Below are 23294 nucleotides of genomic sequence, written 5' to 3'. Positions count from 1 at the left end.
GGCGGTCAGTGTATTAACTACAGAGTAAACCAAGATTAAGCAATCGGACAGAGGAGAAATTGAGTCGGATCAACAAATTATTCCTTGATGATCCAACGCCAATCTATTAGAAGAAAATCAAAACGATCAGGCAGAAACGGGAGCAGACTGTCCGGCTAACTGAGAAAGCATTTCGTGATTCTCAATCGTAATGTATTTGCCTTTAACACTCAGCATTTCTGATTTTTGGAAACGGCCCAGCAAACGACTGATGGTTTCGACGGTCAGGCCGAGATAGTTACCGATATCGCCACGGGTCATTGTCAGGCGGAATTCGCGCTGAGAGAAACCACGTTGTGCGAAACGGCGGGAGAGGTTGTAAATAAACGCCGCCAGTCTTTCTTCAGCATTTTTCTTGGACAGCAACAGGATCATGTCCTGATCGCCTTTGATCTCACCACTCATCAGGCGCATCATTTGCTGGCGCAGATTGGGCATTTTCCCGGAGAGGTCATCAAGTGTCTCAAATGGGATTTCACAAACCATGGACGTTTCCAGAGCCTGTGCGAAACTTGGGTGCTGCAAACCACCAATTGCATCAAAGCCGACTAAATCGCCTGCCAGATGGAAACCGGTAATCTGTTCGTCACCTTGTTCAGTGATGGTATAGCTTTTGATGGTTCCTGAACGGATAGCGTAAAGGGATTTCAGTTCATCACCGGCTTTAAACAATGCCTGACCTTTTTGGATCGGCTTTTTCCTTTCGATGATGTTATCCAGCTGATCGAGTTCATGCTCGTTCAGGGTGAAAGGAATACAAAGCTGGCTGATGCTACAGTCCTGACAATGGATTGCACAGCCACCAGATTGGATACGTCGAATAATACGTTTTTCTGGGATCATGATAGTCACTCTGGCAATATTGATATGGGTCAATTTTAACATCTTTTGCAACGAGTGATAAGTAGCTGAATGGAGCGAAAAGAGCGAAATGTTAAAAAACCCCGATTTTAAACAGGTTTTTCTTCGGAATATTTTGATCTGAACTGGGAATTAAGTCGAATTGAGAATCAATGAGATTTAAAACTGCGTCAAATTATCCGTGAAAATTATAATTCTATTTTAATGAATTAGCCGTCTGAATCAATTTATAGCAACCTAAGGATATTCTCTGACGGTAAATTATTCGCGGGCGTAGGGGATCAATTTACACCCTTAATTCGCCGCGCGAGATTATGGCACAAAATGCCACCTGCCAACGACTTTGATACCCATTCGCTTCGCAACCGCATACAATGCGCAGATTCGTTTAGCTTTCGTTTAACTTTAGGAAAGGTGTAATGCAGTCTGATTCTCTGGGATTCCCATTCGAAACGACCGTGGTTTTTGTTGTCGTGGCCGTCGCCGCGCTGCTGATTGATATCTTCGCACATCGCAGCCACAAACCGATTGGCCTGAAAAGCGCTTCAATCTGGACACTCTTCTGGATTGCTGTTTCTCTCAGTTTTGCCGGATTTCTCTATATTCATCACGGTAAAGAAGTCGCCAGCTTGTTCCTGACCGGCTATGCGCTGGAGCAGGTATTGTCCGTGGACAACCTGTTCGTGATTATGGCGATTTTTGCCTGGTTTAAAGTGCCTGACGGTTATCGCCACCGCATCCTTTACTGGGGCGTTATTGGTGCCATCGTCTTCCGTGGTATTTTCGTGGTGATCGGCACCAGCCTGCTGGCTCTGGGGCCTTGGGTCGAAATGGTGTTTGCCGTCGTCATCCTGTGGACCGCAATTCTGATGATGCGTGCAGGGAATGATGATGAAGAGAATGATGATTACTCTGATCACATCGCCAACCGTCTGGTGCGCCGTTTCTTCCCGGTGTTCCCGAAACTGGTAGGGCCGCATTTTCTGGTGAGCAGCGAGCAGGTCGAAGCTGAACTGGCGAAACCCGAAAATCAGGGCTTCAGCTTTACCGTGAAGAAGGGCGTGCGCTACGCGACGCCGTTGCTGCTGTGTATTGCCGTTGTGGAAATCTCCGACCTGATGTTTGCTTTTGACAGCGTGCCTGCCGTGATTGCTGTCAGCCGTGAACCGCTGATTGTGTATTCTGCCATGATGTTCGCGGTGCTCGGTTTGCGTACGATGTATTTCGTACTTGAAGCGCTGCGTAAGTATCTTGTGCATCTGGAAAAATCTGTGATTTTCCTGCTGTTCTTTGTGGCGGCAAAACTGGCGCTGAACTCAAGTAATCATCTGTGGCATCACGGCATAGAAATCGAGGCGTTAACCAGTCTTTACGTGGTTCTGGGCGTGCTGGCGCTGGGTATTGTGGCCAGCTTGCTTTTCCCTGGCAAAAAAGAATCCGCCTAGTTTCTAATCCTTAATTCGCTGGTCAGTCCCATAAAAAACGCTGCAATCGCAGCGTTTTTCTTTCCTGTTTTCAGAATCCTCAGGGCATTACACGTCGCCTTCGTTATCTTTTTCCACCGCTTCATGAATGCGATCCAGCATATCCGGGAACGCCGACTGCACACGGCTCCAGCTTGGAATAAACGGCTTTTCGCTCGGCGTATCCACAAACGCCTGACCGGCTTCCATAATCGCGCCGGAGAAGAGTTCAACAGCCGACTCCTCGCTGTGGCGGTCAAACGACAGACCGTTCATCCGCGCATCGTTCTCAAAGCTGTCAATCATATCCAGCGCATTACGGTAATACGTGGCTTTCAGAATGCGGAATGACTCGCTGGTAATATTCACGCCGAGAATTGCCATCTTCCGGTACAGCGCCTTGGTAATATCAATACTCATACGCTGCAAACCGTTGGTGGCGTCATCTTCTGACATCGGCTGATGCTTGTGGTCGTAATTATCAGCGATATCCACCTGACAGATACGGCGCGTCGCGGTATTGCGGTGAAGTTCGGACAACACACCGATTTCCAGCCCCCAGTCGCTGGGAATACGCAAATCATTCAGAACGTGCGTGCGCATGGCGAACTCACCGGAAAGTGGGTAACGGAAGGTGCGCAGATATTCCAGAAAATCCGAATGACCATAAACAATTTGCAGCGATTTGAGCAGCGGGAAGACCAGAAGACGCCCGACGCGCCCGTTGAATTTCCCGTCCGCCACACGGGCGTAATAACCTTTGCAGAAATCGTAATGGAAGTTCGGGTTCGCCACGGGATACATCAGACGCGCCAGCATATCCCGACTGTACGTGACAATGTCACAATCATGCAGCCCGACCACCGATGTCCGGCGCGATGCCAGCGTATACCCGGCGCAGAACCACACGTTGCGGCCTTTACCCGGTTCATTTGGCGACAGGTTTTCTTTTTTAAGCTCTTCATCCAGCGCCTTCAGACGCGGCCCATCATTCCACAAAATACGGTGACGCTGCGGCAAGCGGGAGAAGAATTCGCGGGCAAATAAAAACTGATCGCGGTCTGCGCGATCTAAACCAATGACTATTTCTTCCAGATAGGGGACTTTTGTCAGCTCATCGACAATATGGGTCAGCGCCGGGCCTTCGAGTTCTGAAAACAATGAAGGTAATATTAACCCCATTGAACGGCGGCCTGAAAACACCTGCAAATCGTATTCCAGTTCTTCAACTTTACGGTGAGTCAGGTTATGAAAATTAGTGATTACACCATCCTGATAAAAATCGCTCATACGGTATTCTCCAATTTTAGAATAGATAAAATTATTGGAAGTCTTATCGGTAAAACAAAGAGCAATAAACAATGCAAATGCCTGCATTGAATAAATGACTTTTCCTTTAACACCTTCTTTTATGAAAGGGTAATAAAATGATTCAGCCCCTGACTCCAACCGTGTGGGCCAAACTCTGTGGTGCGAAATACCTGTGAGCCGTTCCCGTCGTTCACCGGCATCTGATGGTCGTGATAGCCTTTAATCACCACGGCGTAATCTACGGTCTCCAGCATCGATAAGTCGTTCGGGCCATCGCCCAGCCCGATACTGGCGACCGGCACGCCGCGCTGTTGCCGGTATTGTTCTGACAACCATTGAACCGCCTGACCTTTTCCGGCATCCGTGCCCATCACGTGCCAGAAACGGCCTCCGCGCGTGAGCGCCAGACCTTCACGGGACAGGCACTTTTTCAGATGTGCAAAATCCAGATCGTTACCAAACCACACCAGCGGTTCGGACGCTTCGCGCTGCATCGCCCGCTGCGCATCAGTTTCTGAAAGCCCGGTCCAGACTGCGACCTGTTTTGGTGTAACGTCACCAAAGCCGCGAAACTCAAAGTCATAGCGCTGGCGCAAATCGACCAGCGTCTCACGGATATCGCGGTAACGGGCACCGATGATATGAACCGGTTCCTGATCCTGCGTTTGCCAGCCCGAAGGCAGGTGGATAATCGCCCCGTTTTCTGCAATAAAAGGCTGGTGCGTTAAGTGCAGGGCGGATTGTAATGACCCAACTTCGGCGGAGGTTTTACTGGTGGTCAGAATTAACGGAACGTTCGCGTCAGCCAGTTTATCCAGCCACGGTTGCGCGGGTTTCCAGCTGTAATCGTGATGGTCGAGCAGCGACCCGTCCAGGTCAGTAAAAATAATTAAGGGATCATCAAGGTACGGCATCTTTTCTCCTCAATTTGACAGGGTTACAGAAGCGCATTGATTGGAATGTGTTTCTGCCCCAGCAGCTAAGTATAGATTCAAAAATGACTTTTACCGGTTATCCGGCTCTTTCCAGATTCTTTAACGGCGTCCGGCAAACAGAACCCGGCTTTACCCGCAGGCCATTTGCAGGGATAATTTACCCCGGTCCTGCCGCTGAAAAAGAGGTAAAAAATGAGCGATGATGATGATTTATTCAGTCAGGAAATGGCAGGTGTGGAGCCGCTGGCGTCGGATAAACGGGTGGTCTACCTCAGGAACTCAGCCACAGGGAACAAACCGAAAACTGGCGAAGCCGCCGAAAAACGCGACAACCCGCTGACTACCGGTTTTCTGAATATTCAGGCGTGCGATGAGCCGCTGGAGTACAAACACGACGGCGTCCAGCAGGGCGTGCTCGACAAACTCCGGCAGGGAAAATACCCGCTGGGAGCCAGCCTGAATCTACTGCGTAAGCCGGTCGAACAGTGCCGTCAGGAACTTTTTGCCTTCTTCTGTCAGGCGCAGGCGGGAAATTTACGCACCCTGTTAATCATCCACGGACGTGGCCGGGCTGACGAAAGCCACGCCAATATCGTGCGCAGCTACGTCGCGAAATGGCTGAAGCAGCTTGATGATGTTCAGGCTTTCTGCGTAGCAATCCAGAAAGATGGCGGCGCGGGGGCCTGCTATGTGGCACTCAGAAAAACGGCGCAGGCCAAACAGGAAAACTGGGAACGCCACGCCAAACGGAGTCGCTGACCCCTAAGCTTCTACAGAAACTTTGTTGCGTCGTGGTTTAAGCGCGACCCCTTAATGTCCTGATACTTTTTCTGCCCGGCGACGGGCACTCAACTGAGTTATTTTCATGTTTTCAAAACCGGTTTATTTACGTTGCACACTGGTACTGTGTGCGGTGGGTCTGCTTTCTGCCTGCGACCGTAGTGCGTCTGATGCAAAAGATGCGCTGGTGATAGAAGGGAAAACCATGGGCACGTTTTACCGTGTCAGCCTGGCGGGAGTAGGCAAAAACCGGGAAGCCTCGCTGCGTGAACAAATCGAAGCGCAGCTCAAAGAAGACGATCACGAGCTGTCGACCTACAAAGAAGACTCTGTGCTGTCGCGCTTTAACCAGTATCAGGGCAACGTACCGCAGCCGGTCAGTGCGGGTATGGCGGATGCCATTGTGACGTCAATGCGCATAGGCCAGCTGACCGGCGGTGCGATGGACATTACCGTAGGGCCGCTGGTGAACTTATGGGGATTCGGGCCGGATAAACAGCCAGTGAAAATGCCGACGCCGCAACAAATTGCGGATGCCCGCCAGCGTATCGGATTACAGCATCTGAAAGTGATCCAGCAAAGCGACGGGCAGTATCTGCAAAAAGATTTGCAGGGGATGTATGTTGATCTCTCGACCGTGGGCGAAGGTTATGCGACCGACCATCTGGCGCGCCTGATTGAAGGCAACGGCATCAGCAATTATCTGGTGTCGGTGGGCGGTGCGGTGGTTTCACGCGGACACAATCCGAAGGGTAATCCGTGGCAGGTGGCGATTCAGAAACCGACGGACAAAGAGACGGCGGTGCAGGCGATTGTCGATTTACAGGGCATGGGGATCAGCACCTCCGGCAGCTACCGCAATTACTACGAACTCGATGGCAAACGGTTATCGCACATTATTGATCCGGCAACCGGCGCACCGATCACGCACAAACTGGTTTCAGCGACCGTGATTGCGCCGACCGCGCTGGAAGCGGATGGCTGGGATACCGGCCTGATGGTGCTGGGTACGCACAAAGCGCTGGCGCTGGCGGAGAAAGAGCATCTGGCGGTATATCTCATCACCAAAGAGGGCAACACCTTCAAAACCTACATGTCGCCGCAATTCAAAGCGTACCTGAAAGATCCCGAGTAACCGTTTACAGCGTTCCGTGCAGTTTCTCCGCCAGAAAATCGAGAAACACGCGTAATGCCGGAGACTGGCCTTTGTGGCTGGCATACAGCGCCGAAATCTCAGACGGCGGTGTCTGCCAGTCCGGCAGAAAATAGTGCAGCCTGCCGGTCGCTAAATCGTCTTTGCACGCCATTTCCGGCAGCAGCGCAATACCCAATCCGTCCACCGCAGCCTGGCGCAGCACCAGCAGATTATTGCTGATCATCTTCGGCGTTAATGCCACTTTTCGGGATCCGTCCTGTGGATGTGAGAGCGCCCAATGACTGGCTGCCCACGGTGTTTTGCGCACTAAAGTCGGCAGATAACTCAGCTGATCCTTCGATGGCGTGCAAGGCAGAGCAGCGATAAACGCCGGGCTGGCTACCAGCGCGTAGCGGAGCAGCCCGAGTGATTTGCGGTACAAACCAGAATCCTCCAGCGGTTCGCTGTGCGAGTGCAGAGTGACGTCGAAATTCTCCTCCAGCAAATCTACCGACCGGTTGATGGCCAGAAGCTCCAGCTGTATATCGGGAAAACGGGTCAGGAATTCCGTCATCAGCGGCGCGACCACCATTTCCGCCATCATGACCGGCGTACACACACGCAGAAGCCCGCGAGGATTCTGCTGTAAATCATCGATGACCTGCCGCGCCGCCTGTGCCTGTTGCAGTAATTTCTGGCATTCAATCGCGTAGCATTCGCCCACGCTGGTGACTGCAAAATGGCGCGATGTGCGTTGCAGCAAACGCACGCCGAGGCGGGTTTCCAGCACTGAAGAAGGGAAGTTGCATGATTTCCAGGAGCCGTATCTGGTGTCCATTCTGGAACTGATGGGCGTGGTGAACAGCCACATTATTCGTGCGGAAGGCGTGAGCCGTCAGGCTATTGGTCGCGAAAAAGGGCTGGCGCAAGGGCGTGAAACGCTGCTTCAGATTTTGAATGCCTGAAGCAGCAGGGCGGGCTTAGTGTTTGGCGGTGCTAACCAGTTCAAACAGCACCACGGTTCGCGAAGTACAGATGTATTCACGGCCAAACTCAAAATTATGCTCGTTCACATCGTCGGGCTGGAATGTATCAAGAATATGCCGCCAGCCTTCTCCGTGCACAACGGAGGGAAGCGTGAACACGACATCTTCGTGCGAGGCGTTAAACAGCAGCAAAACCGTGCTTAACGATCCCTGCCGCAGCAAACCGGTGGGCTGTGCGCGGCCATCGAGGAGCATCGCGATGCATTTAGCGTGCGGATCCTTCCAGGCGACGTCAGTCATTTCTTCGCCCTGCGGCTGGAACCAGCTGACATCTTTCACGCCCAGTTTTTCATGCACTGCGCCTGTCAGAAAACGGCCACGGTGCAGGATCGGGAAACGCTTACGCAGAGCAATAAGCCGGTACGTAAAGAGCAGGAGCGACTGGCCTTTCTCCTCAATATTCCAGTTAACCCACGCAATCTCGGTATCCTGACAATAGGCATTGTTATTGCCATTTTGCGAGCGCGCAAATTCGTCCCCGGCCAGCAACATCGGCGTGCCCTGCGAAAACAGCAGCGTCGCCAGCATATTGCGCATTTGCCGCAACCGCAGCGCGTTAATGGCAGGATCATCAGTCTGACCTTCCACGCCATAGTTGGCCGAAATATTGTTATCGCTGCCGTCTTTACCACTTTCGCCGTTGGCTTCGTTGTGTTTGCTGGCGTAAGACACCCAGTCGTTAAGCGTGAAACCGTCGTGCGCGGTAATAAAATTCACCGAGGCATAAGGCTTTCGCCCGCGGTGATTAAACAAATCTGCCGAACCGGAAAGCCGGGTGGCAAACTGCGCCAGCTGGCCTTCGTCGCCGCGCCAGAATTTACGCACCGTGTCGCGGAACCGGTCATTCCACTCCATCCAGCCCGGAGGGAAACCGCCCACCTGATAGCCTCCGGGGCCGCAGTCCCAGGGCTCGGCAATCAGCTTACACTGGCTGAGGATCGGATCCTGACGGCAGGTATCAAGGAAACCACAGCCTTCGTCAAAACCGTAACTTTCGCGCCCGAGAATGGTCGCGAGGTCGAATCGGAAACCGTCGACCTGCATTTCAGTCGCCCAGTAGCGCAAAGAATCCGTGACCATTTGCAGCACTCGCGGATGGCTGAGATTGAGCGTATTGCCGGTTCCCGTGTCATTGATGTAATAACGCTTATTGTCCGGCATCAGGCGGTAATAGCTGGCGTTGTCGATGCCTTTGAACGACAGGGTCGGGCCAAGTTCATTGCCTTCCGCCGTGTGGTTGTAAACCACGTCGAGAATGACTTCTATGTTTGCCGCGTGCAGGGTGGCAATCATTTGCTTGAATTCATTAACGGTGTGCGTCGCCATATATTGCGGGTGTGGCGCGAAGAAACTCAGCGTGTTGTAACCCCAGAAATTATGCAGCCCTTTATCCTGCAAATGCCGGTCATCGGTGAACGCATGAACCGGCATCAGTTCAACTGACGTCACACCCAGCGACCGGATGTATTCCACGATGTGCGGCGTACTCATTCCCGAGAAAGTTCCGCGCAGATGCTCCGGCACTGCCGGATGACGCATGGTGTAGCCGCGTACATGCGTTTCATATATCAGCGTTTTTTCCCACGGAATATGGCGCTTGCGTGAACGCGCCCACGAAAATGCCGGGTCGATCACGCGGCACTTTGGCAAAAATTCCGCGCTGTCGCGGTTATCAATGTGCAAATCTTTCTTCGCACTTTGCAGATCATAGGCAAACAGTGCGTCATCCCATTTCAGCTCGCCGACAATCTGTTTGGCATAAGGATCGAGCAGTAATTTGGCCGGATTAAACCGGTGACCGTCGTGCGGCGCATAAGGGCCGTGAACACGATAAGCATAAAGCAGGCCGGGGCGGGCGTCCGGCAGATAGCCGTGCCAGACCTCGTCGGTGTATTCAGGCAGTTCAATCACGTCGTACTGCTCACCGGCTTCATTAAACAGACACAGCTCAACTTTTGTGGCGTTGGCGGAAAACAGCGCAAAATTCACACCCAGACCGTCCCAGGTTGCGCCGAGCGGGACGGGCAATCCTTCGCGCACGCGGGTGGTGTGCCCGGAATCGAAGCTACGAACAATTTCGCCGTCGCTGTAAGGATGAATGATGCGCACACCCAAACCGTCAACGGCGATATCAACCTGTGCATGAGAAGGGACGGTGCGGACTTCGTCCGCCGTGGCAGTGGGTTTACTTGGCTTACCGGATCGGGCCTTTGTCATACTCGACGTCACTCCGTTTCAGGGAAATCTGACAAAAAAATACCGAAAGAGGCCTGTCTGCGCATGCACAGACAATATCAAGGAGTGTAGACCGGACTGGCAAAATTGACCTGAAAACCGCGAAAAGCTGTACAAGCTAAGAGGCTTCGTCAATAGTGAGAATGAAAAGCTAGCCTGCTAGTGATTATAAGAATTCATCCCCGAGGATTTCCTTTATGACCATTGCTTTGCTGAGCCACATCGACCTTGATGCGGGTTACCCTGAACGGTTTGAAGCTGCCGGATATTCACTGCATTTCGCCACTACACCGGAACAGCGTGCAAACCTTGATCCGCACATCGCCCAAACCATTCGCGGCATTTTAACCATCGGCACTATTGGTGTGAGCGCGGCGGAAATCGCGTCTTTGCCCGCGCTGGAAATCATCTGCGCGCAGGGCGTTGGCTTTGAACATATCGACGTGGCTGCGGCAAAACAGCGCGGCATTATGGTCACACACGGGCCGGGCACCAACAGTTCTTCGGTTGCGGATCATACGCTGGCGCTGATGCTGGCGATCACCCGGCGGATCCCGCAGTTCGATGCTGCCGTGCGTGCCGGAGAATGGAAAAAAACGCGCTGGAACGTGGACGGAATGGCCGGTAAACGGCTGGGGATTATTGGTCTGGGCAACATCGGTGCGCTGATTGCCCGCCGCGCCGCCGGAGGTTTTGATATGGACGTGGGATATCACAACCGCCGTCCGCAGGAGAACAGCCCGTATCATTATTTCCTTAGCATTACCGAACTGGCCGCCTGGTCGGATTATCTGGTTGTCGCCACGCCTGGCGGTGCCAATACCACCCGGCTGGTGAATGCGGAGGTTTTGCAAGCACTGGGTGAAAACGGTTATCTGATTAACATTTCGCGGGGCAGCGTGGTGGACAGTGACGCGCTGATCGCCAGCCTGCAACGCCGTGAAATTGCCGGAGCTGCGCTGGATGTGGTGGACGGAGAGCCGAAAGTTCCGGCAGAAATGCTGTCTTTGGATAATCTGGTGCTGACGCCGCATGTGGCCGGGCGGTCGCCGGAATCCGTTGAAAATATGATGACGCTGGTGCAGTCAAATCTGCATGCCTGTTTTTCAGGTCAGCCGGTTATGACGCCAGTGCCTCAATAATCCCCCGTTGTATTTGCCAGAAGTTGAGATTAAACGCCGCCTGCCGGCGTTTTTTTATGGGCGTTAAAAATCAGGCAAGCAGTCTATAGTCGTAAAAAGCATAAGTAACCGCTTTTTCTTATTTGTCTGGCATAGCTACAGATCGTAACAATAGGCTTTTCAGGCAGAACAGAGGCAGACAGCGGTGAATTTTCAACAACTCAAAATTATACGGGAATCCGCGCGATGCAATTACAACCTGACCGAAGTCTCGAACATGTTGTTCACTTCGCAGTCAGGCGTCAGTCGTCATATTCGCGAGCTGGAAGATGAGCTGGGCGTTGAGATTTTCATCCGTCGCGGCAAGCGTCTGCTGGGGCTGACAGAACCGGGCAAAGAGCTGCTGGCCGTGGCCGAGCGCATTCTCAATGAAGCGCAGAATATCCGCCGTCTGGCCGATGTGTTTTCGAAAGAAGATGCAGGCGTACTGACCATCGCCACCACGCACACGCAGGCGCGTTACAGTCTGCCCAAAGTCATCAAAGCCTTCCGCGCGATTTATCCGGGCGTACGGCTGGAACTTCATCAGGGCTCGCCGCAGGAAGTGCTGGCGATGTTGCTGAGCGGACAGGCGGATGTGGCCATCGCCAGCGAAAAACTAATGAACGACCCGGCGGTGGCGGCGTTCCCGTATTACCGCTGGCATCATGCGATTGTCGTTCCCCAGGGGCATCCGCTCACGTTGCAGCATCCGGTCACGTTACAGCATCTCAGTGAACAACCGCTGATCACTTATCGTCAGGGCATCACCGGGCGTTCCCGCCTGGATGAAGCCTTCAGCCGCGCGGCGCTCAACGCGGATATCGTGCTCAGCGCGCAGGATTCTGACGTGATTAAAACCTACGTAGAACTGGGATTAGGTGTGGGGATCCTGGCGGATAAAGCCTTTGAAGCCGCGCGCGACACCGGCCTTCAGCTGATTAACGCCGAGCATTTGTTCGAAGGCAACACCGTCTGGCTGGGGCTTAAAAAAGCGCAGTTGCAGAGAAACTACGTCTGGCGGTTTATCGAACTGTGTAATCCGGGGTTATCGGTGAATGAGATCAAGGAGAAGGTGTTTGCGGTAGGGGATGAGCCGGTGATTGACTATCAGATTTGATTGTATGAGGCGTCATACGGGCGCCTGAAAATTCAACTTTCAACTTTCAACTTTCAACTTCAAGACCTTGGGCTCGCCGCCCAAACTGGCCCAAAGGGCGTGTTAACGCGCGCGCCCTCTGGACACCCGCGCTTTTAAACTGCGCGCTGCCGCTGGCTGGCCATGTTTCAGCCACTCCGGCTATTGCCGCAAACGCCGCCGCTGCGCGGTCCTTTCGCTTCGGGTTCGAACCTGCTCGAAAAAAGACTCTCGCCGTTTCTCACCACTTTCTCAACGTCGTTTTGAAAGCGGCCAATGGCTATGTCATTCGGAAGCACGGGATGGGGTGTTGTCAGAGGTTTGCTAAACCCCCTCCCGACCTCCCCCTTCGCAGGGGGAGGAGCAAACCATAGCGCATAAAAAAAGCCGATTCCTGAGAACCGGCTCTGATGCACATCAAACGAACAAGCGTTCGCTAAGCTGCAGGCTTGGCAATTACATTGCGATTTTCCATCCGCACTTCCGCGATATTGACATCAATGATGTCACTCTGACGATAGGCGACTTCGCCTTTAATCAGCACGGTGCCGGTGTCTGCACTGCATACCAGCTCGTCGCGCACGCTGTGCAGGAACGGAGCAGGGATGAATGCGACGGCCCCGATATCTTGCAGACGTACGCGCAAACCACCGCGGGTCACATCGATAACTTCAGCGCTGAATTTCACATCCGTGCCGACTTTATCTTCCAGATAACGGGCGTACAGCCAGTCACCGACGTCGCGCTCAGCCATGCGGTTGGCACGGCGGCGTTCGGCAAGCTGAACAGTCATATCGTCCTGCGGTTTCTCAGCCGACTGTTGCAGAATCATCGCTTTCAGCAAACGGTGGTTCACCATATCGCCGTATTTACGGATTGGTGAAGTCCAGGTTGCGTAAGCTTCCAGACCCAGACCGTAGTGCGGCCCCGGCGTGGTGCTGATTTCTGCAAAAGTCTGGAAACGACGGATACGGCTGTCGAGGAACTGTGTTGGCAAGGCATCCAGTTTACGGCGTAGTGCGCAGAAACCTGGCAGCGTCAGCAGTGCTTCGGCGTTAGCTTCAACGTCATTCGCCTGAAGTACGGTGACCGCGTTTTCAACCAGCAGCGGGTCAAAACCTGTATGCACGTTGTACACGCCGAAACCGAGGCTGTCGCGCAGCGCAATCGCCGCACAGACGTTTGCTGCGATCATAGATTCTTCAACGATGCGGTTAGCTATACGGCGGTGCTCGGCGATGATTTCCAGGACGTTGCCTTTTTCACCCAGCACGAAGCGGTAATCGGGACGGTCTTTAAACACCAGCGCGTGTTCGGTACGCCATGCACTGCGCACGTCGCAAACGCGTTTCAGCAGACGGATTTGATCAGCAATCACATCGCTCGCAGGCTGCCATGCGCTTTTCTCATGTGCTTCCAGCCAGTCGGACACATCGTTGTAGGCTAGTTTGGCTTTGGATTCGATGGTGGCGGCGAAGAAACGAATGTCGCTGCCCAGTGCGCCATCGGTGCCCAACGTGACGGAACAGGCGAGAACAGGGCGGCTGACGTCCGGCCACAGGGAACAGATATCGTCGGACAATTCACGCGGCAGCATCGGGATGTTAAAGCCCGGCAGATAGTTGGTGAATGCGCGTTTTTTGGCGATGTTATCGAGTTCGCTGCCTTCGGTGACATACGCGGTCGGGTCAGCAATCGCGATGGTCATCAGCAGGGTGCCGTCGCCGTTGTCTTTCACATACAGCGCGTCATCCATATCCTGTGTGCTGCCGCTGTCGATGGTGACAAATGGCAGGGCGGTCAGGTCTTCGCGGGTCAGGCCTTCATCGCGCAGTTCAGCGATGTCAGATTTTGGCGCTTCACGTTCAAGATTATGACGGGCCAGCGTGACCCACCACGGCGCGAGATCGTCGGTGCCGGTGGTGATCCATTCGGTGATTTCAGCCTGGAAGCTGTGATCGCCTTCTTTCAGCGGGTGGCGGCGCATTTCGGCCACACACCAGTCACCGTCACTGACTTCGTGATTGATGTTGCGCGCAACACGACACTGGATCGCATCACGTAATAAAGGATGGTCGGGAATGATAGAAAGACGGTCGTCTTTTTTCGTCACGCGGCCTACAAAACGGCTGAGGAAAGGTTCAACCAGTGATTCCGGCTGGACGACTTCACGCTCTTTTTCGGTTTGCAGCGAGGCGATTACGCGGTCACCGTGCATGACTTTTTTCATGTACGGAGGCGGAATGAAATAGCTTTTTTGACCGTCTACTTCAAGAAAGCCAAAGCCTTTCTCAGTCCCTTTCACAATGCCTTCGACACGTGGAGTCTGAGAGTGAAGTTGCTGTTTTAGCTGCGCGAGCAGCGGGTTATCTTGAAACATATCGTCCAGAGAATTAGGGTTAATGTGGCTCGATTAGCGGCAGACAGTTTTACGCGATTCAGCCCCTGCGGGCAAGCGGCATCTGCCCCTTTTGCCTCATAACCCTGCAGCAAAAGGGGAGATTTACGGCGCGTCCCTCAGAACGGGTTAGGCGATGCGTTGCAGGTCGACTTTTTGCTCGCAGCGGCGGATGGTTACCGGAACCGCTTTGGAGGTTGGCGTGTGGGTCTGGTCACCAAAACTGGACATCGGTACCAGCGGGTTGGTTTCCGGGTAATAGGCGGCCAGATTTCCGCGCGGAATGTCGTAGCTGACCAGTTTAAACCCAGTCACCTTGCGCTCAATACCGTCGTTCCACAGGGTTTCGATTTCCACCAGTTCGCCGTCTTTCAGGCCCAAATCGGCCAGATCCTGCGGGTGAATGAACAGGACTTCGCGCTGTCCGTACACGCCGCGATAACGATCATCAAGGCCGTAAATCGTGGTGTTGTACTGGTCGTGAGAGCGCAAGGTTTGCAGCGTAAACGGTGCATTCTGGTCGCCCATCGGAATGAGTACATCCGGCAACGGCGCAGCGCTGAAATTAGCTTTGTTACTCAGGGTGTTGAAGCTCAGCTCGGCTGCTGCATTCCCCAGATAGAAACCGCCTTTGATATCACAGCGCGCGTTGAAATCCTTGAATCCTGGGATTGTCGCTTCGATATGGTCGCGGATCAGGTTGTAATCGTCGGCCAGCGCCATCCAGTCCATGTATTTGTCGCCCAGCACGGCGTTGGCGATACCGCAGACAATCGCGGTTTCTGAACGCTGTTCCTGAGACAACGGAATCCCCACGCCTTCGGACGCATGCACCATGCTGAAAGAATCTTCCACGGTGATGAACTGCGAACCGGTCGCCTGCATATCCAGTTCGGTACGCCCAAGCGTCGGCAGGATCAGCGCCTCAGCGCCTGGCGTCAGGTGCGTGCGGTTCAGCTTGGTGCTGATTTGCACGGACAAATCCAGATTGCTCAGCGCCTGTTCGGTGCGCGGCGTGTCCGGTGCCGCCGCGGCCAGATTGCCGCCGAGGCAAATCAACACTTTGGCTTCATGGCGCAGCATAGCTTCCAGCGCTTCAACGGTATTGTGGCCGGGAGCGCGTGGCGGAGTGAATTTGAAGTGGCTTTCCATCGCATCGAGCAGGGCTTTCGGCGCTTTTTCGTCGATACCCATTGTGCGGTTGCCCTGCACATTACTGTGACCACGCACAGGACACAAACCGGCGCCCGGTTTACCGAGCTGACCGAACAGCAGTTGTAGGTTGGTGATTTCACGCACGGTCGGCACGGAGTGTTTATGCTGCGTTATGCCCATCGCCCAGGTACAAATCACGCGTTCGGCATTCATATAAATCGCCGCGGCTTCGCGCAGGTCCTGCTCGCTCAGGCCGGACTGTTCAGTGATTTTGTCCCAGCTGGTGTCATCGACGATAGCCAGATACTCGTCCACACCGGCGCAGTTTGCCGCAATAAATTCTTCATCAAACAGGGAAGGCTGACCGGAAGCAATGCGCTCGCGGTGCGTCTGCAATAACGCTTTCACGATACCGCGCACGGCAGCCATGTCTCCGCCGAGATTTGGCTGGTAGTAAGCGGAACTGATGCGTCCGGCTTTTGGTGTGACCACTTCCAGCGGTTTTTGCGGGTCGGCAAAACGTTCCAGACCTCGTTCACGGAGGGTGTTAAAGCTGACGACTTTCGCGCCGCGGTCAGACGCATGGCGCAGGCTGTGCAGCATGCGCGGATGGTTGGTGCCGGGGTTCTGGCCGAAAACGAAAATCGCGTCCACTTTTTCGAAATCATCCAGACGGATGGTGCCTTTACCGACGCCGATACTTTGCTTGAGGCCCACGCCGCTGGCTTCGTGACACATATTCGAGCAGTCAGGGAAATTGTTGGTGCCGAACATCCGGCCAAAGACCTGATAAAGATAAGAGGCTTCGTTACTGGCGCGGCCGGAGGTGTAGAAATCTGCCTGATCCGGGCTTTCAAGGCCTTTGAGATGGCTGGCGATCAGCGAAAACGCGGCGTCCCAGCTGATCGGTTCGTAATGGTCGGTGGTGCGGTTATAACGCATCGGGTGGGTCAGGCGACCCTGATATTCAAGGAAGTAATCACTCTGAGCGCGCAGTTTGGTCACGCTGTGCTGGGCGAAGAATTCCGGCTCTACCGCTTTGCGGGTGGCTTCCCAGCTGACGGCTTTCGCGCCGTTTTCGCAGAAACTGAAGGTGCTGTGGTTATCATCGCCCCAGGCACAGCCCGGGCAGTCAAATCCGCGACCTTTGTTAACACGCATCAGGTTACGCAGATTGGAGAGGACTTTTTTACTGTCGAAGACGAAACGGGTGGTGGATTCCAGTGCACCCCAGCCGCCGGCCGCGCCGTGATAGGGTTTGATCTCAGTTTTAAATTTCATAGTTATGCTTCGCAGGTGGTTTTTGTCTGGTCTGTAAACAATCAGAACGGTGAATTGTTAATCCGATTGTTAATTTTATGTCACAAGTTTAGGAGGGAGATGCAGCGGCGTCTAATCGAATGCCATGATGGTGTGATTCGATCTGTCTATTGCCAAAAAATCTGCACGAATAACGGATTTTTACCGGCAGAATGCGACGCGTGTTGTAATTTTCAGACTGAGTTAAAACAGCGGGTTGCGATAAGAAAGGATGATGATGGCACCGTGTGAGGTTTTTGGTCAAATTAAGGTCAAGATGTAACAGAACCGTTTCACTATGAAATGGTTAGCAAAAGACTAAGGGTTTTTCTGAACGACGATTTAGGGCACCCTATGCGGCAAATAATATTCCGTATTTTTTTATCTGCTGGCAGGGTCGCATTTTGCACCTGACGGTAAGGCGCGTTTAAGGATGATTCAGTGAAACGTAGTGTAATTAGTGTCCTATCTTGTGTGTTGATGTTCTCCGCAGGCAGCGTTAAAGCTGTCGCTCCACTGGATTTTCCGGTAGTTCCGCCGAGCATTGATGCCGCGTCCTTCGTGCTGATGGATTACGCCAGCGGGGATGTCCTCGCCGCCGGTAACCCGGACGACCGCCGCAACCCGGCAAGCCTGACCAAACTGATGACCGGTTATGTTATCGACCGCGCGCTGGACCACAAAAAAATCACCATGGACGATGTGGTGACCGTTCCTCAGGAAGCCTGGGTGGCCGGTAACAAGAGCCTTGAGGGTTCTTCCCTGATGTTCCTCAAACCGGGCGACCGCGTTTCCGTGCGTGACCTTATCCGCGGCATCATCATTACTTCCGGCAACGACGCGTGCGTGGCGATGGCGGATTACGTGGCCGGAAGCCAGGATTCGTTCGTCGGCATGATGAACCAGTATGTGGTCAGCTTGGGCCTGACCAACACGCACTTCGAAACCGTACACGGTCTGGATGCGCCGGGGCAGTTCACCACCTCCTACGATCTGGCAAAACTTTCCCGCGCCATTATCGGCGGCGAGCCAGAGGAATATCGTATGTATGCTGAGAAATCGCTGACATACGACAACATCACTCAGCAGAACCGCAACGGCCTGTTATGGGATAAGAACCTGCAAGTCGATGGCCTGAAAACCGGTCACACCGAAAGCGCCGGTTTCAACATTATCGCATCCGCCACGCAGGGCGACCGTCGTCTGATTGCTGTCGTCATGGGCGGGAAAAGTGCAAAAGGGCGTGAAGAACAGGCTCGTAAATTGCTGACCTGGGGCTTCCGCGAATACACCAGCAAGCAGATTTTCAAAGCAGATCAGACCGTTTCCAACGAGCACGTCTGGTTTGGTGCGACTTCTCAGGTGAAAGTCGGTTCTCTGAGCGATGTGTTCATCAGCGTTCCGCAGTCTGACGCCGATAAACTGAAAGCGCAGTACGTGCTGACCAATCCGCAGATTGACGCGCCGCTGAAAAAAGGGCAGGAACTGGGCAGCATTAATATCGTGGATAACGGTAAAGTCATCAAAACCGTGCCGCTGGTGGCGCTGGAAGACGTGGCGCAGGGCGGGATCATCAGCCGTGCGATTGACTACGTGAAACTGAAAATCTAAGTTCTGCTCCTTCCCCTCTCACGAGGGGAAGGTTGGGATGGGGTATGGGTTTACCCCTTGCTAATAAAATTCCTCATAGTTTCACATCAAACTTTCCGGCCTGATAATCCAGAATGGCCTGATTAATTTCCTGCACCGTATTCATCACAAACGGGCCGTGAGAAACCACCGGTTCATTGATTTTGTCGGCGTGTCCGAACAGGAATGTGGCGTCGTCGGTTGCGGTAATCGTTACGCGGTCATCGCTGTTATCCAGCTCAATCAGATGCCAGGCCTGCGCCGAAATATCATCGATTTTCAGCCGTCCTTTTACCGTATACAAAAAGACCTGCCGCGCCGCAGGCGCATGTAAGGTCACCTCACTCCCCGCGCTCATCTGAACGGTCATCAGGGTGACATCGGTCAGTGATTTTACCGGGCCGGTCACCCCTGCCACGCTGCCGGAGATCAGGCTGATCGCGCCGTGTCCTTTGCTCAGCGGAATTTGCGGGATGTCTTGTGCCTGTAACCCAATATAGCTCGGGGCAGTCATTTTCAGCCGTGACGGCAAATTCACCCAAAGTTGCAGAATTTCCAGTTCACCGCCGTGGCGTTTGAACGCTTCCGGTGAAAGTTCAGAGTGAATCAGGCCCGAACCGGCCGTCATCCACTGCACGCCGCCGGTGCCGATAATACTTTCATGGCCACCGGTGTCGCTGTGCGCCAGCTCGCCGCGCAGGATCAACGTGACGGTTTCAAAGCCGCGGTGCGGGTGCGGGCCGAAGGGCAGACCGAGGTTATCCGGTGCATAAACCTGCGGGCCGTGATGATTGAGAAACAGGAAAGGATCAAGCTGTTCGAGTTCCGGCCCCGGAACCGGACGGCGGGTTTGCAGATCGCGGATATCATCACGATAGGCTTTATATTGCTTAACAATTTTTCGGGTCATGGCGAGGTTTCCGTTAAAACACTGGATAATAACGAAGACTAGCGGGTTCAGCGTAGGTTGTCACAGCTGATTGTTAACAAGGTGTAAAATGCGCTGAAACGGTAAACAAAACGCGGGCGGCTGGCTCACAACCGCCCGGAAACGCAGTCCTGATGTCAGAAAACTTTCGACGAGAAATCCGTTTTCACTTCGCTTTCGATGTAGGTGTTCAGTCCCCAACCGGCGCGGGCGAGTTCTTTCATTTTTTCGAGATGTTCCGGCCCCGGATGGCGGATATCGTAGAGATAAACGTGATTGTTTTTAAAGCGGACTTTGATCGAGTTGGCATCAATCTGGAAGCTGACAACCTGTGAATCACCACTTTTATTCGCGTAATTTTCCATGCTGCATCCTGTTAGCTGAGCCTGATGACGGGCGACGTCTTCTATTAACCACGTCTGAAATTTCCGTACAGGGCGGCAGTTCACAGTTTACGAAACGCAGGGAAAACACGGCTTATCAGTGTGTTATAGCGCACAAAGAGAGCAGGCAAAAACGCAAACACCGGCACTAAGCCGGTGTTTATGAAGGTGCGGCAGAAACGGCGTGACGCTATTTCAGCAGGAAAGAATGGTCAAAGGTGCCGGTGACATTCAGCGCGACCGGCAACAGGCCCTGCGCATGATAGAAATCGGCAGTCTGCTGTTGCTGCGTTTCCGTGGCGGCGTCGATGGGTTGCCAGTAGGATTTACGACGTTCAAACGACAGCCTTGCCGCGTCCAGCGGGAAGCCAATAATCTTCGCCAGCTTTTCGCTGTAGGCATCCAGATTTTTATACGCCCAGACCTGCGCGTCGCTCAGCCGTTGCAGGTAATCCGCAATCGCCTGACGTTTACCCTGATCTTTAAGCGCCGTGTCAGTCGCCGCGAGGAAACTGTTCCCCGACCACAAACCGCGCCCGTTCACCAGCACACGCAGATGATCCTGCGTTTCAGCAAACGCGGTGTAGGGTTCCCAGGTCGCCCACACATCCACGGAACCTTGCGTCAGCGCCAGCTTGGCATCGCTCGGTGGGAGAAAACGGAACGTGACATCTTTGGCGCTCAGCCCGGCCGAGGCCAGCGCTTTCAGCGCCACGAAATGCCCGATAGAACCGCGGTTGGTGGCGATGCTTTTGCCTTTCAAATCCGCCGCCGATTTAATCGGGCTGTCGGCTTTCACCAGCAACGCGGTGCCGTAAGCGTCAGATTTATCGACGGCGATGGCTTTCACCTGTGCGCCCGCCGCTTCGGCAAACAGCAGCGGCGCATCGCCAATAATGCCGACATCAACGGCCTGTGCGTTGAGAGCTTCCGCCAGCGGAGCGGCGGCGGGGAATTCTGACCATTCAATTTTGTAGGGCAGATTGTCCAGTTTATTCGCCGCTTCCAGCTGTGCCCGCATATTCCCTTTCTGATCGGCAACGCGCAGGGTGACCTGCCCGGCAAAGGCAGTCGACACGCCGCCAATCAAAGACATCACTAACAGCAGATTTTTTAGAGTATTTAATGTGTTTACAGAAACTCGCATCGGGATCCCTTAAACCAGCGTGGGCTGGGTGGTCGGACGGACAGCCTGACGTGCGGCGATTTTTGCACGGGTCAGGGGAATCAGGCTTTTGCCATACTCAACGGCGTCGTTAAGCGGGTCAAAGCCACGGATCAGGAAAGTGGTAATACCCAGATCGTAATATTTCAGCAGGGCGTCAGACACTTGTTCGGGCGTACCGACCAGCGCGGTCGAGTTTGACCCGCCGCCAATCAGCCCGGCGATACCGGTCCACAGGCAGGAATCCAGACGATCGCCCTGCGCCACGGCATTCATCAACCGCTGTGCACCGACGCTTTGCGGTTTCGCTGCCAGCGCCGTCCCTTTTTCCGCCTGCTGCGCGGTGGCTTTCGCCAGAATTTCATCCGCCTTTGCCCAGGCTTCTTCTTCGGTATCGCCCAAAATCGGACGGAACGAAATGCTGAAATCAATCTCCCGCTGATGTCTTGCCGCAGAGGCTTTCACCGCCTCGACGGTTTCTCTGGCGCTGTCCAGCGGTTCGCCCCACAGCGCAAAAACGTCGGCTTGTTTACCGGCTACGCGGATGGCGTCATCAGACGATCCGCCGAAGAAGACCGGCAAGCGTTTCTGGAAAGGTTTGATGGCAGAGAAGGCGTTTTCCGCCTGATAGAACTCGCCCTGATGGTCGTAGCCTTTTTCCGAATACCAGCTCTGTTTCAACACGTCGATGTATTCGTCAGTGCGGCGGTAGCGGGAGTCTTTCGGCTCGAAATCGCCGTCGCGTTTCTGTTCGGCGTCGCTGCCGCCGCTGATGATGTGTACCGCGAGACGGCCATCGAGCAGGTGATCGAGCGTCGCCAGTTTACGGGCAGCCAGCGTCGGTGCGACAAAACCGGGGCGATGCGCCAGCAGGAAATGAATACGGGAAGTGCTGGCACCGGCATGGGCGGTCACCAGAAATGCGTCCGGCTGGTCAGAGGCGTATGCCACCAGAATGCGGTCAAAACCGGCGTCTTCATGGGCACGGGCGAAATCCGCGATATATTGCTTATCAAAAATTGGACCGGTCGGCGGGATGATTTCAGATGCCAGACGATGGCCGATCATACCAATAAATTGCACGCTCACAGGCTGTCACTCCTCGGGTCAGAGGCCAGCGGAATTGTGGCTGCGCTGGCAGGAGTTATCACCTTAAACGGAATGCCATTATGTTAAAAATTAATTATATTGATAAGCTAATATAAAAAATGTGCATTGTATGGGGTGGGGCTTTAGCCGTTGGCTTGAGTCAAAACCTTGGGTGGCAACCCAAGGTTTTGATTTTAAAATTAAGGCCGGTTAGGGGGGCAACCCAAGGTTTCAGCCCGTTTGGGCGGTAACCCCAAGATCGAGCCCCTCGGCTACTGCCGCTGCAAAGGCATCAATCGCCGGAACCTGGCTGGCTGGGACATTCGGATACACCAGCCATAACTGGCTTCGCGGGGCGAAATCCTTCAGGGCATAAATCTCGAGTTCATCCCGCAGAGGATGGCGTTCCACCAAAGGTTTGGGCATCAGTCCCAGCCCGCGGCCTTCGGCGATCAGCGATAACTGGAGCGTGGTGCCAAAGGCTTCGAGATTGATGAGCAGCGGCAAACCCTGTTCGGTCAGGGCGCGTTGCAGGGCGGCGCGAAAACCGCAGCCTTCGGGATTGAGGATCCAGCCGCGCTGATAACAATCTTCCAGCCTTTGTGGCAGGGGGCCGGTGGCTTTCGGGCCGACAACCACCAGGTCAACCGCGCCGAGTGGCTGGTTTTCCACGCCCTCGGGGAATTGCTTGCTGGCCGGAAACAGTACCACCGCAGCCTCCAGTTCCTGACGCTGAATGCGTAACAACAACTCTTCACCCCAGCCGCTGGAGAGGCGCGGCTGAATCTCTGGGAACTGCGCGGAGAGACTCTTCAGCGCGGGAAGCAGGCTGCCTTCGCTCAGGCTCTGTGGCACTGCCAGACGTAACAGGCCGGAAGGCGGGCTGTCGGCGGCGACCAGATCACTGAGCGCATCCACTTCGCGCAGAATATGACGGCACTGCTGATAAACGCGGTTGCCCATCAGCGTCGGTTTCAGGGGTTTGGTCTGGCGGTTTAACAGCGGAATACCCAGCGACTCTTCGAAATTCTGCACCCGGCGGGTAATTGCCGGCTGCGTCAGCCCCAGCTCATCAGCCGCAAGTCGCGTTGACTGCAACCGGATAACCGCCACAAAAGCGGTCAAATCTTCAATTTTCATCGGGA

19 protein-coding genes are annotated in these 23294 nt (G+C 54.0%); 7 read left to right on the top strand and 12 right to left on the bottom strand.

Going from position 1 to position 23294, the window contains the following annotated elements:
- Positions 1-126 precede the first annotated feature (126 nt).
- Positions 127-882 (bottom strand): FNR family transcription factor, encoded by a 756-nt coding sequence (locus tag ACLBVC_RS13295; RefSeq protein ID WP_013575564.1) that lies wholly within the window; start codon positions 880-882, stop codon positions 127-129.
- 437 nt (positions 883-1319) lie between these two features.
- Between ACLBVC_RS13295 and ACLBVC_RS13290 the strand changes: the two genes are divergently transcribed.
- On the top strand, positions 1320-2345 hold the full coding sequence (locus tag ACLBVC_RS13290) for a TerC/Alx family metal homeostasis membrane protein (protein ID WP_152326271.1): 1026 nt from the start codon (positions 1320-1322) through the stop codon (positions 2343-2345).
- An 87-nt stretch (positions 2346-2432) separates the two neighbouring features.
- On the opposite strand, the gene ACLBVC_RS13285 is transcribed toward ACLBVC_RS13290, so the two are convergent.
- Positions 2433-3653: a glycosyltransferase family protein gene (locus ACLBVC_RS13285; RefSeq protein WP_410149998.1), complete on the bottom strand. Its 1221-nt coding sequence runs from the start codon at positions 3651-3653 to the stop codon at positions 2433-2435.
- Positions 3654-3772: 119 nt separating this feature from the next.
- Positions 3773-4588 (bottom strand): mannosyl-3-phosphoglycerate phosphatase-related protein, encoded by an 816-nt coding sequence (locus ACLBVC_RS13280; RefSeq protein ID WP_410149997.1) that lies wholly within the window; start codon positions 4586-4588, stop codon positions 3773-3775.
- A 213-nt stretch (positions 4589-4801) separates the two neighbouring features.
- Between ACLBVC_RS13280 and smrA the strand changes: the two genes are divergently transcribed.
- Positions 4802-5368, top strand: a complete 567-nt coding sequence (gene smrA, locus ACLBVC_RS13275; protein ID WP_410149996.1) for a DNA endonuclease SmrA — start codon at positions 4802-4804, stop codon at positions 5366-5368.
- 106 nt (positions 5369-5474) lie between these two features.
- Entirely contained in the window at positions 5475-6524 is a 1050-nt protein-coding gene (apbE, locus tag ACLBVC_RS13270; RefSeq protein WP_410149995.1) for an FAD:protein FMN transferase ApbE, read from the top strand.
- A 4-nt stretch (positions 6525-6528) separates the two neighbouring features.
- Here the strand turns inward: apbE and ACLBVC_RS13265 are convergent, their stop codons facing one another.
- Positions 6529-7362 carry a LysR substrate-binding domain-containing protein gene (locus tag ACLBVC_RS13265; RefSeq protein WP_410149994.1) on the bottom strand — a complete coding sequence of 278 codons (834 nt, stop codon included), beginning with the start codon at positions 7360-7362 and terminating at the stop codon, positions 6529-6531.
- Here ACLBVC_RS13265 and ACLBVC_RS13260 point away from each other — a divergent pair.
- Complete coding sequence (locus tag ACLBVC_RS13260; RefSeq protein WP_410149993.1) at positions 7355-7489, top strand: hypothetical protein; 135 nt, start codon at positions 7355-7357, stop codon at positions 7487-7489. The two genes, ACLBVC_RS13265 and ACLBVC_RS13260, sit on opposite strands and share 8 nt — an antisense overlap.
- A 15-nt stretch (positions 7490-7504) precedes the next feature.
- Here the strand turns inward: ACLBVC_RS13260 and glgX are convergent, their stop codons facing one another.
- Positions 7505-9787 (bottom strand): glycogen debranching protein GlgX, encoded by a 2283-nt coding sequence (gene glgX, locus ACLBVC_RS13255; RefSeq protein ID WP_410149992.1) that lies wholly within the window; start codon positions 9785-9787, stop codon positions 7505-7507.
- Positions 9788-10002: 215 nt separating this feature from the next.
- Here glgX and ACLBVC_RS13250 point away from each other — a divergent pair, with 215 nt between their 5' ends.
- Both ACLBVC_RS13250 and cbl read left to right on the top strand, forming a co-directional pair.
- Positions 10003-10947 carry a 2-hydroxyacid dehydrogenase gene (locus tag ACLBVC_RS13250; protein ID WP_410149991.1) on the top strand — a complete coding sequence of 315 codons (945 nt, stop codon included), beginning with the start codon at positions 10003-10005 and terminating at the stop codon, positions 10945-10947.
- 184 nt (positions 10948-11131) lie between these two features.
- Complete coding sequence (gene cbl / locus ACLBVC_RS13245; RefSeq protein WP_410149990.1) at positions 11132-12085, top strand: HTH-type transcriptional regulator Cbl; 954 nt, start codon at positions 11132-11134, stop codon at positions 12083-12085.
- A 454-nt stretch (positions 12086-12539) separates the two neighbouring features.
- Here the strand turns inward: cbl and ACLBVC_RS13240 are convergent, their stop codons facing one another.
- Both ACLBVC_RS13240 and ACLBVC_RS13235 read right to left on the bottom strand, forming a co-directional pair.
- Positions 12540-14483 carry an exoribonuclease II gene (locus ACLBVC_RS13240; RefSeq protein ID WP_410149989.1) on the bottom strand — a complete coding sequence of 648 codons (1944 nt, stop codon included), beginning with the start codon at positions 14481-14483 and terminating at the stop codon, positions 12540-12542.
- 147 nt (positions 14484-14630) lie between these two features.
- Positions 14631-16937 carry an FdhF/YdeP family oxidoreductase gene (locus ACLBVC_RS13235; RefSeq protein ID WP_410149988.1) on the bottom strand — a complete coding sequence of 769 codons (2307 nt, stop codon included), beginning with the start codon at positions 16935-16937 and terminating at the stop codon, positions 14631-14633.
- A 459-nt stretch (positions 16938-17396) separates the two neighbouring features.
- Between ACLBVC_RS13235 and ACLBVC_RS13230 the strand changes: the two genes are divergently transcribed.
- Positions 17397-18566, top strand: a complete 1170-nt coding sequence (locus ACLBVC_RS13230) for a serine hydrolase (protein WP_410149987.1) — start codon at positions 17397-17399, stop codon at positions 18564-18566.
- 73 nt (positions 18567-18639) lie between these two features.
- Here ACLBVC_RS13230 and ACLBVC_RS13225 read toward each other — a convergent pair whose 3' ends face one another.
- The 5 genes from ACLBVC_RS13225 to ACLBVC_RS13205 form a co-directional block, all read right to left on the bottom strand.
- A complete protein-coding gene (locus tag ACLBVC_RS13225; protein WP_410149986.1) occupies positions 18640-19494 on the bottom strand; it encodes a pirin family protein in 855 nt (284 codons plus the stop codon).
- A gap of 155 nt (positions 19495-19649) precedes the next feature.
- Complete coding sequence (locus ACLBVC_RS13220) at positions 19650-19877, bottom strand: hypothetical protein (protein WP_015697366.1); 228 nt, start codon at positions 19875-19877, stop codon at positions 19650-19652.
- A gap of 208 nt (positions 19878-20085) precedes the next feature.
- Positions 20086-20991, bottom strand: a complete 906-nt coding sequence (locus tag ACLBVC_RS13215; protein WP_410150165.1) for an ABC transporter substrate-binding protein — start codon at positions 20989-20991, stop codon at positions 20086-20088.
- A 60-nt stretch (positions 20992-21051) separates the two neighbouring features.
- Positions 21052-22149: an LLM class flavin-dependent oxidoreductase gene (locus ACLBVC_RS13210; protein ID WP_410149985.1), complete on the bottom strand. Its 1098-nt coding sequence runs from the start codon at positions 22147-22149 to the stop codon at positions 21052-21054.
- A 231-nt stretch (positions 22150-22380) separates the two neighbouring features.
- The gene (locus ACLBVC_RS13205; protein WP_410149984.1) at positions 22381-23289 is read right to left on the bottom strand and encodes a LysR family transcriptional regulator; all 909 of its coding nucleotides are present in this window, start codon (positions 23287-23289) and stop codon (positions 22381-22383) included.
- Between the last annotated feature and the right edge of the window lie 5 nt (positions 23290-23294).

Origin of the sequence: Rahnella selenatireducens, assembly GCF_046449555.1 — a bacterium.
In the GTDB taxonomy this organism is placed as follows: Bacteria; Pseudomonadota; Gammaproteobacteria; order Enterobacterales; family Enterobacteriaceae; genus Rahnella; species Rahnella selenatireducens.
The sequence above is the reverse complement of the archived record's forward strand: the minus strand, read 5'-3'. Positions and strand labels throughout refer to the sequence as shown.

What these genes read in the sequence shown, in the direction of transcription:
- ACLBVC_RS13265 (WP_410149994.1), bottom strand. Translation starts at nt 7,362, where the DNA reads ATGGACACCAGATACGGCTCCTGGAAATCATGCAACTTCCCTTCTTCA.
- ACLBVC_RS13215 (WP_410150165.1), bottom strand. Translation starts at nt 20,991, where the DNA reads ATGTCTTTGATTGGCGGCGTGTCGACTGCCTTTGCCGGGCAGGTCACC.
- ACLBVC_RS13285 (WP_410149998.1), bottom strand. Translation starts at nt 3,653, where the DNA reads ATGAGCGATTTTTATCAGGATGGTGTAATCACTAATTTTCATAACCTG.
- apbE (WP_410149995.1), top strand. Translation starts at nt 5,475, where the DNA reads ATGTTTTCAAAACCGGTTTATTTACGTTGCACACTGGTACTGTGTGCG.
- ACLBVC_RS13225 (WP_410149986.1), bottom strand. Translation starts at nt 19,494, where the DNA reads ATGACCCGAAAAATTGTTAAGCAATATAAAGCCTATCGTGATGATATC.
- ACLBVC_RS13295 (WP_013575564.1), bottom strand. Translation starts at nt 882, where the DNA reads ATGATCCCAGAAAAACGTATTATTCGACGTATCCAATCTGGTGGCTGT.
- smrA (WP_410149996.1), top strand. Translation starts at nt 4,802, where the DNA reads ATGAGCGATGATGATGATTTATTCAGTCAGGAAATGGCAGGTGTGGAG.
- glgX (WP_410149992.1), bottom strand. Translation starts at nt 9,787, where the DNA reads ATGACAAAGGCCCGATCCGGTAAGCCAAGTAAACCCACTGCCACGGCG.
- ACLBVC_RS13240 (WP_410149989.1), bottom strand. Translation starts at nt 14,483, where the DNA reads ATGTTTCAAGATAACCCGCTGCTCGCGCAGCTAAAACAGCAACTTCAC.
- ACLBVC_RS13220 (WP_015697366.1), bottom strand. Translation starts at nt 19,877, where the DNA reads ATGGAAAATTACGCGAATAAAAGTGGTGATTCACAGGTTGTCAGCTTC.
- ACLBVC_RS13250 (WP_410149991.1), top strand. Translation starts at nt 10,003, where the DNA reads ATGACCATTGCTTTGCTGAGCCACATCGACCTTGATGCGGGTTACCCT.
- ACLBVC_RS13235 (WP_410149988.1), bottom strand. Translation starts at nt 16,937, where the DNA reads ATGAAATTTAAAACTGAGATCAAACCCTATCACGGCGCGGCCGGCGGC.
- ACLBVC_RS13280 (WP_410149997.1), bottom strand. Translation starts at nt 4,588, where the DNA reads ATGCCGTACCTTGATGATCCCTTAATTATTTTTACTGACCTGGACGGG.
- ACLBVC_RS13205 (WP_410149984.1), bottom strand. Translation starts at nt 23,289, where the DNA reads ATGAAAATTGAAGATTTGACCGCTTTTGTGGCGGTTATCCGGTTGCAG.
- ACLBVC_RS13290 (WP_152326271.1), top strand. Translation starts at nt 1,320, where the DNA reads ATGCAGTCTGATTCTCTGGGATTCCCATTCGAAACGACCGTGGTTTTT.